Genomic DNA, 14875 nt, shown 5'->3' with positions numbered 1-14875 from the left:
ATGACAATGGATAATATACTTGAGGAGATAAGGAAAAGTGATAGGCTGGCTATTACTTTTCACAAATCTCCAGATGGTGATTCTATCGGAAGTTCACTGGCGCTGTTTCAAGGATTAAAAAACATTGGAAAAGAAGTGGAATTGATTTCAATGGATGAAGTACCAAAAGATTTTAAATTTCTTCCTTGTTCCAGCATAATAGACGGTAATACTTCTGATATCAAATCCAATGTTGAAGTTGTCATAGTCCTGGACTGTGGAGACAAAAAGAGAATAAATGCAAAATTGAAATTTGAAGATAAAAGCTATAAAATAATAAATGTGGATCATCATCTTACAAATGAATATTATGGAGACTTTAACTATGTGGATACAAAAGCTGCGGCTGTGGCCGAAATTGTATATGACATGTTGAAGGGATTAGACGTGGACATAGACCGTGATATTGCGAAATGTCTGTATACAGCTTTGATTACTGATACTGGTTCTTTCAAGTATCCATCCACTACGAAAAAGACTCATCTAATTGCAGGAAATCTTATAGATACGGGATTTGATTTCGGCAAAATCCATAGAATTATATTTGACAACAAGGAATTTGGAAAAATTAAGTTGTGCGGTATTGCAATTGAAAATATGAAACTTGTGGATAATAGTATAAGCGTAATAAAAGTTACAAAGAAGATGATTCATGATACTGTTCAGGATGCAGATATTGATACCCATGATATAGTTAATTTGGGACTTCAAATTGAAGGGGTGGAAGTATCAGTAATGCTCAAGGAATCAGATGAAGGAAGAATAAAAGTGAGTTTAAGATCAAAAGAAACCGTGGATGTGAGAAAAATTGCCGAAAAGTTTGATGGCGGGGGACATATAAGAGCTGCAGGACTTGAACTTGATGGAATAAATATAGATGAAGCTGATAATTTGATAGTTGGTGAAATAAAAAAAGAGATGGTGTAGATGGACGGTATTTTAAACATAAACAAACCTGTGGGAATGTCTTCCTTTGATGTAGTCAAAAGTGTAAGAGCTGTTTCAGGTACAAAAAAAGTTGGTCATGCAGGAACTCTTGATCCTGGAGCTTCAGGGGTACTCCCAATATGTATTGGTCATGCTACAAAATTGGTGGATTACATAATGAAGGATGAGAAGATATATATTGCCAGATTGAAACTTGGAATTGAAACAGATACCTATGATAAGTATGGGAAGATACTTTCCGAAAAAAGGGTAGATGCAAGTAGAGATGAAGTAGAAAACGCAGTTATGAGTTTTGTGGGAAATATACAGCAGGTACCTCCGATGTACTCTGCACTCAAGGTGAATGGCAGAAGATTGTATGAGCTTGCGAGGAAGGGTATAGAAATTGAACGAAAGAGCAGAAATATTGTTATACATAATATGGAAATACTAGAATTGAAATTGCCTTATGTTACAATTAAGGTAAAATGTTCCAAAGGCACTTATATAAGAAGTCTTTGTCATGATATCGGATGCAAGCTTGGATGTGGAGGTACTATGTGGGACCTTGTGAGAACCCATACAGGTAAATTTGACATTTTGGAATCAGTTCCTATTTCAGAACTGGATAAAGACAGTATTTTTAAATATTTAATTCCGATGGAAGATGTACTGTCCAGATATCCTTCTCTACATGTAGGAGCGCAATTTGAAAAACACGTATTAAATGGTATTATAATACATGATAAAAATTTTTTAAACAAAGTGGAAGAAAATATACTATATAAGGTCTATATAGGTGAAAATAATTTTATTGGCATTGGCATGAATAAAAAAGATATTGGATTTAAAATGATAAAGTTATTGATTCGGGGTAATTAACCATGATAGTTATAGAGGATAATTTTAAAACATATTTAGAAGAAAAAACGTATATAGCTCTGGGAAGCTTTGATGGCCTTCATCTTGGTCATATGAGGCTTGTGGAAAAAGCAATAGATCTTGCAAAAAAAAATAATGCAAAGAGTATGGTATTTACTTTCAAATTCCATCCGAGGGCGGTAATCAATAAGAATGCAGGGCCCAAGATACTGATGAGCAATGAAAACAAGCTTGAGGTATTAAAAAATACTGGATTGGACATAATAAATATGGCCAATTTCAACAGTGAATTTATGAAAATGAGTTCGGAGGATTTCGTGGTAAACCTGATTAAAAATTACAATGCTCTTGGAATTGTAGTAGGATTCAATTACAAATTTGGCTATAAAAATATGGGAAATATAAATTTGCTGCGAAAATTGAGCCTGAAATATGGATTTTCTCTGGATGTAATTCCACCAGTAAAATATGAAGACAAAACTGTATCCAGTTCACTTATAAGAGAGACAATATCTGAAATGGGAGATATGAAGAGGGCGAGAGATATGCTTACAAGGCCTTTTATGATGTGTGGATCTGTAATTCAGGGAAAGCATCTTGGAAAGAAACTTGGGTTTCCAACGGCAAATATAAGCTTTAACAAAAAATTCCTCGTACCAAAAGAAGGTGTGTATTTTACTATTGTAAAATTGAATAGTAAATATTACAGAGGGATAACAAACGTAGGATATAATCCTACTACCAATGACAATGCCCTAAGTGTTGAAACAAATATTCTGGATTTCAGCGGTGATGTATATGATAAAAAGCTTAGTATATATTTTATAGAGAGAATTAGAGATGAGATCAAGTTTAAAACTTTGGATGGATTGATAAAACAGTTGGAGCATGACAGAGACTATGCATATAGTAAAAGCTTAAAAATTTAATTTTTGAAAATTAATTTACAATAGTAGTTTTATTTGCTATAATTACAGACGTGATCCCTATGCTAAGGAATTCGACTTGCCGACGGTTTTCTTGGAATAGAGGGGATTAACAATTTGGAGGTGTTACAAAAATGGAAAAGGCAGTTAAAGATGAAATAATGAAGAAGTATGCAAGACATGAAGGTGATACAGGATCACCTGAAGTACAAATTGCACTTCTTACCAACAGAATCAATCATTTGAACGAGCATTTGAAGATTCACAAGAAAGATCATCATTCAAGAAGAGGTCTTTTAATGATGGTTGGTAAGAGAAGGGGCCTTCTTAATTATTTAATTAAACAGGATATTGAAAGATATCGTGCTATTATAAAAGAATTAAATTTAAGAAAATAACTTTAAGAGCGGCTCTGAACCGCTCTATTATTTTAAAGGTTATTGTGATTGGATCGTAAAGGAGGTAATTCAATGAGTGAAATTTTTCAAACTACAGTTGCAGGAAGGACTTTAAAAGTTGATTATGGCAAGGTTGGAATGCTTTCTAACTGTGCTATTTTAATAAGTTATGGCGATACTGTTGTTTTGGTAAACGCAAATTCTTCTGATAAGCCAAGGGACGGAATTGACTTTTTCCCGTTAAGTATAGAATATGAAGAAAGATTGTATTCTGTTGGAAAAATTCCGGGAGGTTTTATAAAAAGGGAAGGTAAGCCTACTGATAAAGCAATACTGCATGCGAGGGCAATAGACAGACCACTTAGGCCGCTGTTCCCCAAAGGATATAGAAATGACGTTCAGGTAGTATGTACGATACTGTCCGTAGAACAAGACAACCAGCCTGACATACTCGCTATAAATGGAGCATCTCTTGCACTATGCCTGTCGAGCATTCCATTCAATACTCCGGTTGGAGCCGTTTCTGTTGGAATAGTAGATGAAAACTTTGTAATAAATCCCAAGCTTGAAGAAAGAGAAAAGAGTACACTGAATCTCACTGTATGTGCAACCAAGGACAGGGTAATGATGGTTGAAGCCGGAGGAGACGAAATACCTGAGGCTGTGATGTATGAAGCTATAAAGTTTGGATTTGAAGAGTGTAAAAAAATAGCTTTATTCCAAGAAGAAGTGATGAACAAATATGGAAAGAAAAAGGATATTCCGGAATTGTATAAAGTGGATGAAGTCCTTGAAAAAGAAGTTAGAGATTTTTCCTTTGATATGGTAAAGAAGGCAATGTATATAACTGATAAAGATGAAAGAAATAGAGCATTGGATGAAGTGAAGGAAAAATTAAGCGATGAGTTTACTAAAGATGACAAGTTCAAAAATTCCCATCCGGATTATGAAGGTGATATCAAAAGTGATATTGCAGACATATTATACAGACTTCAAAAGGAAATAGTAAGAAACATGATCCTGAACGAAAACAGAAGACCGGATGAAAGAAAATTTGACGAAATAAGGCCTATAAGCTGTGAAGTTTCAATTTTACCTAGAACTCATGGTACGGGATTATTTACAAGAGGACTGACTCAGGTTCTTACTGTTGCAACCCTTGGAGCACTGGGAGATGCCCAGGTGCTGGATGGGATAAGTTCCGAAGATTCGAAACGATATATACACCATTATAATTTCCCTTCCTATAGTACAGGTGAAACAAGACCTCTTAGAGGGCCGGGAAGAAGAGAGATTGGACATGGAGCATTGGCAGAAAAAGCGCTTATACCGCTTATTCCACCTGAAGAAGAATTCCCATATACAATAAGACTTGTATCGGAAGTTTTGAGTTCAAATGGATCGACTTCACAGGCAAGTATATGTGCAAGTACCCTGGCGCTTTTGGATGCAGGAGTTCCAATTAAAAGGCCTGCTGCAGGGATAGCTATTGGACTTGTAACAAGTGATGATTTATCACAGGAAAAGATATTGACAGATATACAGGGAATAGAGGACTTCTTTGGAGACATGGATTTTAAAGTTGGAGGAACTGAAGCAGGAATAACTGCCATTCAGTTTGATACAAAGATACATGGACTTTCATTGAAGTGTATAGAGGAGACTTTATACAGAGCTAGAACGGCAAGATTGTTCATACTTGAAAAAATTGATGCTTGTATAAAAGAACCTAGGAAAGACCTTTCAGAATATGCTCCAAAGACTTTTACCACAAATATAGATCCTGACAAGATAAGGGATGTAATAGGAGCAGGAGGCAAGATCATAAACAAAATCATTGCTGAAACCGGTGTGAAAATAGACATAAAAGAAGATGGAAAAATATTTGTCATGTCAGATGATGTAGCTGCAGACAGGAAGGCATTGAAGATGATAGATGATCTGACAAGGGAAGTAAAAGTAGGGGAAATTTATCTGGGAAAGGTAACCAAGATTACCAACTTCGGCGCTTTTGTCGAGATACTTCCGGGCAGAGAGGGACTCGTTCATATATCAAAACTTGATTTCAAGAGAGTTAATAAAGTTGAAGATATAGTTTCAATAGGTGATGAAATACTCGTGAAAGTAATAGAAATAGATAATCAGGGAAGAGTAAATCTTTCAAGAAAAGATGCAATAAAGGATTCTGAAAAAAAGGATTCTGAAAAAAAGGATTCTGAAAAAAAGGAAATAAAAGAGGAATAAAAAATAGAAGGGCTCAAGTGCCTTTTTATTTTCTTTCAATTGGCTTATTTAAAAAATATAAATTTATAAAGGAGTGTAATCCATGTATAAGATATTCAAGCTGAATAATGGATTGAGAGTAGTCGTAGAAGACATAGGTTATGTGAATTCAGTGAGTGTAGGTCTATGGGTCAAAAATGGATCTCGAAACGAGAGTATATCTGAAAATGGAATATCACATTTTATAGAACACATGTTTTTTAAAGGTACTGAAAACAGGAGCGCCTTCGATATTGCTGAGTGTGTAGAAGAAGTCGGCGGACAGATAAATGCTTTTACAGGCAGGGAAGCTACATGTTTTTATGTAAAAGTACTGGATTCCCACTTGAGATTGGCCCTTGATGTTATATCGGACATGATATTCAATAGCAGGTTTTCCCATGATGACATGGAAAGAGAAAAGAGTGTCGTAATTGAAGAAATAAATATGGAAGAGGATTCACCTGAAGAAGTGCTTTCCGACTTGCACAGCAAGGCAATATGGGGAGAGGATTCAATATCATATCCAATACTGGGTACGAGAGAAAATGTCATGTCATTTGATAGAAAGCAACTCCTTGATTATATACACCGTCATTATACACCGGAAAATTCCATTATATCCATATGCGGCAAATTTGACTTGAACAGCATTGAGGATATAGTAGAGGAGTATTTTGGACGCTGGAACAATGATGGTATAGAGAATTTTACATATTCAACACCTGAATTTCAAAACAATCATCTTTTTAGAAAAAAAAACATAGAACAGATACATCTGACACTTGGAATAGAGGGAATAGAAAATGGAAATGATGATTTATATACATTGCTTCTGTTGAGTAACATACTAGGGGGAGGCGCATCTTCTATTTTATTCCAAAAGATCAGAGAAGAAAAATCACTTTGCTACTCTATATATTCCTATATTTCTTCATTCAACAATGTAGGTGCAATAAGCATATATACAGGTTTGAATCCGAAATACATATATGATGCAGTAAGTATAATAAATGAGGAAATAAGCAAGTTTGTAGAGAATGGACTTGGAAATAAAAAGCTTGACAAGATAAAGGAGCAGTTGAAGGGAAATTACATACTTGGAATGGAGAGTACCACAAGCAGAATGTTTAATAATGGTAAATCCGTATTATTTCTGAACAAGGTAAGTACTCCTAAGGAGATAATGGATAAGATAGACAAAATTGATGAGTGCAAATTGCGGGAGGTAATGGATAAGACCTTTGGAAAAGGTATAAAAAATTCTGCATTAGTAGGTGAAAGTGTGGATATTGATATAGTGGAGAATTTACTTGATAAATGTAGCAATCCATTTAATTTCGGAAATAGTGCTGAGGTTTAGTAATAACACCTGCTTTAAATTCATAGTATTTAATATAAATTATACAATGGATTTAAGGGGGCGTTTTTTTGAGCGATAATATAAAATTCTACAGTGAAATAGAAAGATATGAGATTATAAATGTAAATGATGGTGAAAGATTCAATTGTCTTGGCAATAATGATATAATCATAGATGAAAATGGAAGCATGAAAATACTGCTTTTGAATAATACAAGATCAAAATTAGGTATCTTCGGAAAAAATGAATTTATGGAAGTACCCTGGGATTGTGTTAAGAAAATAGGTGCTAAAACTATAATAATAGATGCAGAGGAAAAAAATTTGAAGAAAACCCATTAACAATTCAACTTTTTGAGAATAAAATAGTAAGGAATATATGATTGTAAAATCAATTTTATAAAATGAGTAACACAGTGAGGGATAAATTATGAAGATATTGGTTCAAAAATTCGGAGGAACTTCTGTTTCTACGCATGAAAGAAGAGAAAATGTTGCAGGCAGGGTGATAGATGCAAAAAAAAGAGGATATAGTCCTGTAGTTGTAGTATCGGCAATGGGAAGAAAGGGCCAGCCCTATGCCACGGACACACTTCTCTCTCTTATAAGCGGTGAATTTAAACATAAGAATAGGCTGGCTTCTGATCTGATAATGAGCTGTGGGGAAATTATAAGTACTGTGGTCATGTCAGATGAGATCTCAAAGAGGGGATTCAATGCTGTCCCTGTAACGGGAGGACAGGCATCTATAATTACTGATGACAATTACAATGATGCATCGGTAACGGATGTAAACCCTGAAAAGTTGTATAGAATTATAGATGATGATAAAATTCCGGTAGTGGCCGGTTTCCAGGGCATGACTAAAAATGGTTTTATGACAACTCTTGGAAGAGGTGGGAGTGATGTTACAGCAGTGATTTTGGGAAATGCACTGAATGCCGAGAGTGTAGAAATATATACGGATGTAGATGGAATAATGACTGCAGATCCCAGGATAGTAGCTGATGCTTCTTTGATTGAAGAAATAAGCTATAATGAAGTGTTCCAGCTTGCAGACCAGGGGGCAAAGGTTATACATCCAAGGGCTGTAAAACTTGCCATGAACAGTAATATACCTTTGGTTATTAAAAACACCCTCAATAACAGCAGGGGAACTATAATCAGCAATTCCGTCATGGAAAATCAACACAAGCTTATAAGTGGAATAACTTCCATGAAAAATAGAGTTCAGGTTACAGTGGAGCACAGCAATAATGCCGATAATGAAAATTATTATAATATACTGGATGAACTGGCCAATAATTTAATAAGCATAGATCTGATAAATGTATTTCCAAAGGAAAAAGTATTCACTATAGATGAAAGCGATCTTGACAGTTTCAAAATTGTCATGGAAAATCTGGGCTTGAAGTATTCACTTATAAGTGATTGTACAAAAATTGCAGTTATAGGAAGTGGAATGAGAGGAATTCCCGGGGTAATGGCAAAGATACTAAAAATACTTTCAAGAGAGAATATACAGGTATTACAGACAGCAGATTCACACACAACAATATGGTGTCTTGTGGAAAGCAGAATGGAAGACAAGGCAATAAATGCACTTCACAGCGGCTTTAACCTCAATAAAAATTAAATTGTTTTAATGAATATTGAATTTCCCCTATGCACAAAATATACTATACACATTTTGAGTATGGAGGAGATATTATGATAGATAAAGAAGAAAATACAGCTTCAGCAGGTGATGAAAATAGAAGACAGAATATAAGGGAATTTGGAAGGGAGACACTTGAAGACTCCAGAGACGGGATTGAGATACTGCCAATAATAGGACAGATAGAGGGACATGAAGTACTTCCTCCCCAGACGAAGACTACAAAATATGAACATGTTATACCACAGCTTATTTCCATTGAAAAAAACATGCAGACAAAAGGTGTTCTTGTAATTTTAAATACCGTGGGAGGAGATGTGGAGGCAGGACTTGCAATAGCTGAAATGATAAACAGTCTCAGTAAGGCCACTGTTTCACTGGTAATAGGCGGTGGCCATTCTATTGGGGTGCCGCTGGCTACAAGTTCGGATTATTCCTTTATTTCGCCATCTGCAACTATGATAGTACATCCTGTGAGAATGAATGGAATGATAATAGGTGTACATCAGACTTTTGAGTATTTTAACAAGATACAGGACAGAATAAATGAATTTATAGTCAGGACATCAAATATTACCGAAGAAAAGCTGCATGAAATGATGTCAAAAACTGATGAACTGTTAAATGACGTAGGGACCATGCTTATAGGAAAAGAAGCAGTAGATGAGGGACTTATTGATGAGGTGGGAGGAATAAGCAGGGCAATTTTGAAACTGCATCAGCTTATAAATGATAAAAATAAATAGAAAGTAATTGTTTTATGTACTATTTTGTTATATTATAATAAAATAGTACTTTATTTTATATAATTAATAATATTCAACAGGTATTAATATTAAAATTAACATACATAATTTTTTATGGAGATGAATAATATGTTTGTAACCTGCAGAAGTATATTGAATCTTCCTGGACTTGAAGAAATGAAAATAGTAGCGGGAAGCGGCGGACTGGACAGGATAATCAGCTGGGTTCATGTAATTGAAATACCGGATGCGGTCAACTATGTAAAAGGGGGAGAACTTCTGTTTATAACAGGTATTGCTATAGGAGACAATGTTGAGAAACTGCTTAAATTTGTTAATGATATAAATATGAGAAAACTGTCCGGACTCGTTATAAATGTAGGACCCTATATAAAATCAACACCTGAAAAAGTAATAGAACTTGCAAATAAGATTGACTTCCCCATATTTGAATTGCCATTTCAGGTAAGGCTTATAGATGTAACTCAAAATATCTGCAGGACAATTTTTACTAAGAATGCTCAAAAACAGTTCATGAATAATTTTATGAAGGAAATAATTTTTGAGAATATAGATATTACTGATGAAATATTAAACAGAGCTATTTTATATGGATATAATGTAGATGCATATTATTGTGCACTGGTAGTTGATATTGATGATTTTAATTTATTTTTAAAAAGCAATGAGCTGTATGATGAAAATACTATTGTTGAAATAAAAAGCAGAATTCAGGCTATTATTGAAGGAGTAATACATAAAAATAACAGAAAATATTTTTGCGTTGTTCAAAGTGATGCCTTTTTTATAATGGTATCTTTGGACAAGGATGAAAAAAGCGCAGATGATAATACAGTTGAAAGTAAAATGATACATATTGCAGAGTCCATAAAAGCTGAAATCAACGAAAAATCGAAACCTATTACGGTAAGTATAGGAATAGGAGGAATGTGTAAAGAGCTGGGAAAATTTAAAACTGTTATTTTGGAGGCGAGAAAGTCACTTGAGATAGCAAAGAAATTTAGTAGGAATAATTGTATTGTAAATTATAAAGATCTTGGTGTATTCAGATTATTTTTTGAAATGAATTCATATAAAGAGATGAGAAGATTATTTGATGAAAATTTGATGAAGCTAAAGGAATATGATGAAAAAAATTCTTCAAATTTAGTTAAAACGTTGGATGCCTATTTAAAAAATAATAGAAATTTGGGAAATACCGCTGAAGAATTATATTTGCATAGAAATACAATGAAATACAGGATCAAAAGGATAGAGGAAATACTGGACTGCGATTTAAAAAATGAAGAAACTGTATTTAATATAAAACTTTCCATGAGAATAGGCATATTTTTAAGACTATTGAGAATTAGAAATTAATTATATTTATATAAAAGTGTGCACAAATATGACAATATATATTTGTACACGGTGGACATATGAATTCCTATTATAATATGATAAATTATATACATGTTATTTAATAATTTCACAAATAACATAGCAATAAATTAATAATCTACAAGCATTTACTGTATTTGATAATCAATTTTTTAAATATAGATTATCCACTTGTTTTTTAGATTACATTATTTTGACATAAACCAGGAATAGAGAAGACGATCCTAAAACACATAAAGTTAAGGTACTTTACCTATTATGAAAATCCACTGCCAAACGTATTTCCATAATATACACTTTGTTTATACGGACCGAATCAAAATTCCAGTATATCTTACAAATATAAATTATATCCATAAATTTTATTTTGTCAATTTTAAAAATCTAAAAATAAGTGAGTATATTAAAGAAAATTAAAGATTATACAAGGGAGGAAAAGTAATGAACAAATTTAAGAAAATTACAGTATTGATGTTGGCATTTGTTTTATCCATGACTATTCTGGGAGGATGTTCAACTGCTGGCAATGATTCAAAGAGCAATACAAATAGTGGCGAGTCTGAAACACTGAAAAAAATTAAAGAGAGAGGCTATATTGTTGTAGCAGGCACTGGAACTGCCCCATTTGGTTTTATTGATGTAGATACAAAACAATATAAAGGAGTGGATGCAGAGATTACAACAGCTATTGCCAAAAAATTAGGGATTAATAAGGTGCAGTTTGTGCAGGCAACATTTAATAGCCTATTGCTTGAATTAAAAAACGGTAATTGTGATGTCGTTTCATCTGCCATGTATATTACCAAGGAAAGACAAAAGGCAGCACTGTTTAGTAATGTGTACTATAAAGAAGGAGAAGCCATATTGTTTTCACAGGATGCAGGATTCAAGAGTTTGAAGGATTTTAAAAATGCTACTATTGCAGTGCAGCAGGGAAGTGGCTTTGTGAAAGTAGCCGAGGAATACGTCAAAGAAGGATATATGAAAAATATACAGACTTATCCATCTATTAATGATGCACTTTTAGCTCTTTCCTCTAAAAAAGTAGATGCTGTTATGGTTGATAATGTTGCTATTGCATACAAGCTGTCACAAGACAAGAGCATTAAGGCAAAGATGCTTTCTCCATATGAAATGAAATATTCCGGTATGATTGGTGCAGCATTACCCCTTGATGACAAGAAGTTTGCTTCAGAGTGGAATAAGGCACTGGATGAGTTGAAAGAAGATGGTACTGTTATGAAAATCCTCAAAAAATATGGCTTGACAGAAGAATATTTTGTAGGTGTCAAGGAAGGACAGACAGTAAATCCTTAAGAAGAATGATTTCCATACGATATAACTGTCCCCATATCGTATGGAATATAGGAAAGGAATGAGAAATGCATGTTTAAAGTGAATAATTTAGCAAAGAGTTTTGGAGATTTAGAAGTCTTGAAAAATATAAACTTAACAATTAGCAAGGGAGAGGTAGTCTGTATTATTGGCCCCTCAGGCTCAGGTAAGAGTACCTTCCTTAGATGTATGAATTTGCTTGAAATCCCTAACTGCGGCGAAATGTACTGTGAGGGTAAAAATATATTGGATAAATCTGTTAGCGTGAGAGAATTGAGAAAGAAAGTGGGCATGGTATTTCAAAGGTTCAACTTATTTCCATTAAAGACGGTATTGCAGAATATTATAGAGGCACCTATTGTGACTAAAAAGAAAAAGAAGAAGGAAGCAGTTGACAAGGCAATGGAATTGCTGGATAAAGTGGGACTGGCGGATAAAGCCGATGTTTATCCAAATGTTTTATCTGGAGGCCAGCAGCAGAGAGTTGCAATAGCAAGGGCACTAGCTATGGAACCTGATATTTTATTGTTTGATGAACCTACTTCTGCTCTTGATCCGGAACTGGTAGGAGATGTACTTGCAGTTATGAAGCAGTTGGCAGAAGAAGGGATGACCATGGTAGTCGTTACACATGAGATGACATTTGCAAGGGATGTTGCAAATAGAGTGATTTTTATGGATAAAGGATATATTGTAGAAGAAGGTATACCGGAAGAGATTTTTAATAATCCGAAGAATGAGCGGACAAAGCAATTTTTATCGAGAATAATAAACAACTAATACAGCAATTTCTTTATAAAAATATGTGACAGGAGTGATGAGATGCAAGCTTTAAGCAATTTGGACTTCGCCAGAGCAACACAGGGATTGGCACCTGAATTAATGAGTGCATTCTTTATTGTGTTAGAGGTGACGATATTATCATTTGTATTGGCAATGTTACTGGGACTTGTAATTGCACTGGGAAGAATCAGCAGATTTAAATCTATAAAAGCAATATTGACAGTTTTAATTGAAATTATCAGAGGAACTCCATTGTTGGTTCAGCTGGTATATATGTACTATGTAATACCACTTATTCTCTCTATATTTATTCAGGTAATTGGAATAAATTATACAGTGAAACTGCCGGCAGTTGCAGCAGGGACTCTGGGTCTTGCACTCAATTATGGATGCCTGCTGTCGGAGGTAATACGTTCTGCCATATTGAGTATTGATTATGGACAAAAAGAAGCAGCCCTGGCTTTGGGCTACAGCAATTGGGAAACACTAATACGGATTATTTTACCACAGGCTTTTCGAAATTCAATTCCGGTATTTGGCAACTATTTGGCAACTATTGTTAAAGATACATCTTTGTTAGCTTATATATCAGTACCGGAATTACTATTGAAGGCAACTACATTTTCTTCACAGACGTTTCTAACTATAGAATCTTATACTATTCTCGCGGTGGCTTATTTAATTATTGTTATACCATTGTCAAGAATTATTAAATATGCTGAGGACAGGTTTAGGATGATAGAGAAGAGATAAATTATTACAGCGTATATGTATAAAAATATTATCATAAAGTTTTTGTAAAAATTAAGGAGTGATTCATATGACAACAGAAGAGAAAATCAAAGAAACATTATTGAAGTACAATTTGCAGTCATGGAGCAAGCAGAGAGGATTGAATCCGATAGTAATTGAAAGGGCAGAAGGAATTTACATGTGGGACCATCAGGGGAACCGGTATACGGATATGTCCTCGCAGCTGGTAAATCTGAATGTGGGGTTTGGAAATAAAGATATTGGAGATGCCATCAAGGCCCAGGTTGACAAATTGTGCTACATTGCACCTAGTTATGGCTCTGAACCAAGGGCAGTTCTTGCAAAGATGATTATCGACCTGATGCCGGACAACATGGGCAAAGTCTTTTTTACAAATGCAGGTGCAGATGCCAATGAAAATGCCATTAAGATGGCAAGAATGTATACGGGAAGAAATAAAGTGTTCAGCCGTTACAGAAGTTACCATGGTTCCTCCTTCGGAGCAGGAAACCTGACGGGAGAACCGAGGAGATATCCGCTAGAGCCTGGAATACCCGGATTTGTCAAGTTCTTTGATCCCTATGTATACAGGGAAAAAATAAAATTTGAATCTGAAGAAGCAGCAGGACAATACTATGTTGACAAGTTGAGGGAACAGGTAATTTATGAAGGGCCGGACAGTGTGGCAGCAATTGTAATGGAGACAATTACGGGCTCCAACGGTATTATTATTCCACCAAAAAACTATTTGCCCGGCGTTCGCAAGATTTGTGATGAATTTGGTATCATGATGATCTGTGATGAGGTTATGGCAGGATGGGGAAGAACCGGGAAAATGTTCGCCTTTGAAAATTTTGATGTAAAACCGGATATTGTATCCTTTGCGAAAGGAGTCACCTGCGGATATGTGCAGCTGGGAGGCTGCGCAGTAAGCAAAGAAATTGCAGAATATTTTGACGACCATTTATTATCCTGCGGGTTGACTTATAGTGGACATCCATTGGCTTGTGCAGCAGGAGTTGCATGCGTAAATTATTATAAGAAGGCACATATTCTGGAAAATGTAAATAAGGTAGGCGCTGTCTTAAAAGAAGAGCTCTTGAAAATGAAAGATGGACATCCGTGCATTGGTGATATAAGGTCAATCGGACTTTTTTCTGCAGTAGAACTTGTAAAAGATAAAAAGACGAAGGAACCACTTGTTCCTTATGGAAAAGATACGGAGGGAATTATGGGCAAGATAATTGGGATGTTAAAAGCAAAGAAATTTATGACATACTCCCATGAAAATATGATTTTTGTCTCACCTCCTCTCATTATTACCGAAGAACAGCTGCTGGAAGAACTGAAAAAATTAGATTCTGTTTTGTATGTAGTTGATAAAGAATTTATTTAATGGAGGAA

14 protein-coding genes are annotated in these 14875 nt (G+C 34.8%); all 14 read left to right on the top strand.

Annotation, left to right across the window (positions count from 1 at the left end; translation table 11 throughout):
- Entirely contained in the window at positions 1–966 is a 966-nt protein-coding gene (locus LKE46_RS06870; RefSeq protein ID WP_291719691.1) for a DHH family phosphoesterase, read from the top strand.
- Positions 967–1848 carry a tRNA pseudouridine(55) synthase TruB gene (gene truB, locus LKE46_RS06865; protein WP_291719689.1) on the top strand — a complete coding sequence of 294 codons (882 nt, stop codon included), beginning with the start codon at positions 967–969 and terminating at the stop codon, positions 1846–1848. It begins immediately after the preceding gene.
- A gap of 2 nt (positions 1849–1850) precedes the next feature.
- Entirely contained in the window at positions 1851–2777 is a 927-nt protein-coding gene (locus tag LKE46_RS06860) for a bifunctional riboflavin kinase/FAD synthetase (RefSeq protein ID WP_291719687.1), read from the top strand.
- A gap of 131 nt (positions 2778–2908) precedes the next feature.
- Entirely contained in the window at positions 2909–3172 is a 264-nt protein-coding gene (rpsO, locus tag LKE46_RS06855) for a 30S ribosomal protein S15 (protein ID WP_291719685.1), read from the top strand.
- Positions 3173–3244: 72 nt separating this feature from the next.
- Entirely contained in the window at positions 3245–5416 is a 2172-nt protein-coding gene (locus LKE46_RS06850; RefSeq protein WP_291719683.1) for a polyribonucleotide nucleotidyltransferase, read from the top strand.
- A gap of 82 nt (positions 5417–5498) precedes the next feature.
- On the top strand, positions 5499–6797 hold the full coding sequence (locus LKE46_RS06845; protein WP_291719681.1) for a M16 family metallopeptidase: 1299 nt from the start codon (positions 5499–5501) through the stop codon (positions 6795–6797).
- A gap of 68 nt (positions 6798–6865) precedes the next feature.
- Positions 6866–7138 carry a YlmC/YmxH family sporulation protein gene (locus LKE46_RS06840; RefSeq protein WP_291719679.1) on the top strand — a complete coding sequence of 91 codons (273 nt, stop codon included), beginning with the start codon at positions 6866–6868 and terminating at the stop codon, positions 7136–7138.
- An 88-nt stretch (positions 7139–7226) separates the two neighbouring features.
- On the top strand, positions 7227–8432 hold the full coding sequence (gene dapG, locus LKE46_RS06835; RefSeq protein ID WP_291719677.1) for an aspartate kinase: 1206 nt from the start codon (positions 7227–7229) through the stop codon (positions 8430–8432).
- Positions 8433–8506: 74 nt separating this feature from the next.
- Positions 8507–9199, top strand: a complete 693-nt coding sequence (locus tag LKE46_RS06830) for a ClpP family protease (protein ID WP_291719675.1) — start codon at positions 8507–8509, stop codon at positions 9197–9199.
- A gap of 114 nt (positions 9200–9313) precedes the next feature.
- The gene (locus tag LKE46_RS06825; protein ID WP_366843399.1) at positions 9314–10579 is read left to right on the top strand and encodes a PucR family transcriptional regulator; all 1266 of its coding nucleotides are present in this window, start codon (positions 9314–9316) and stop codon (positions 10577–10579) included.
- A 462-nt stretch (positions 10580–11041) separates the two neighbouring features.
- Positions 11042–11917, top strand: coding sequence for a substrate-binding periplasmic protein (locus LKE46_RS06820; protein ID WP_291719673.1), 876 nt, complete (start codon positions 11042–11044; stop codon positions 11915–11917).
- Between the two features lie 69 nt (positions 11918–11986).
- A complete protein-coding gene (locus tag LKE46_RS06815) occupies positions 11987–12715 on the top strand; it encodes an amino acid ABC transporter ATP-binding protein (RefSeq protein ID WP_291719671.1) in 729 nt (242 codons plus the stop codon).
- A gap of 42 nt (positions 12716–12757) precedes the next feature.
- On the top strand, positions 12758–13471 hold the full coding sequence (locus LKE46_RS06810) for an amino acid ABC transporter permease (RefSeq protein WP_291719669.1): 714 nt from the start codon (positions 12758–12760) through the stop codon (positions 13469–13471).
- Between the two features lie 67 nt (positions 13472–13538).
- Positions 13539–14867: an aminotransferase class III-fold pyridoxal phosphate-dependent enzyme gene (locus LKE46_RS06805; RefSeq protein WP_291719667.1), complete on the top strand. Its 1329-nt coding sequence runs from the start codon at positions 13539–13541 to the stop codon at positions 14865–14867.
- The last annotated feature ends 8 nt before the right edge of the window (positions 14868–14875 follow it).

Origin of the sequence: Clostridium sp. (genome assembly GCF_022482905.1) — a bacterium.
In the GTDB taxonomy this organism is placed as follows: domain Bacteria; phylum Bacillota; class Clostridia; order Clostridiales; family Clostridiaceae; genus Clostridium_B.
Note: the sequence above shows the minus strand (reverse complement) of the source record. Positions and strands in the feature narration are given on the sequence as shown.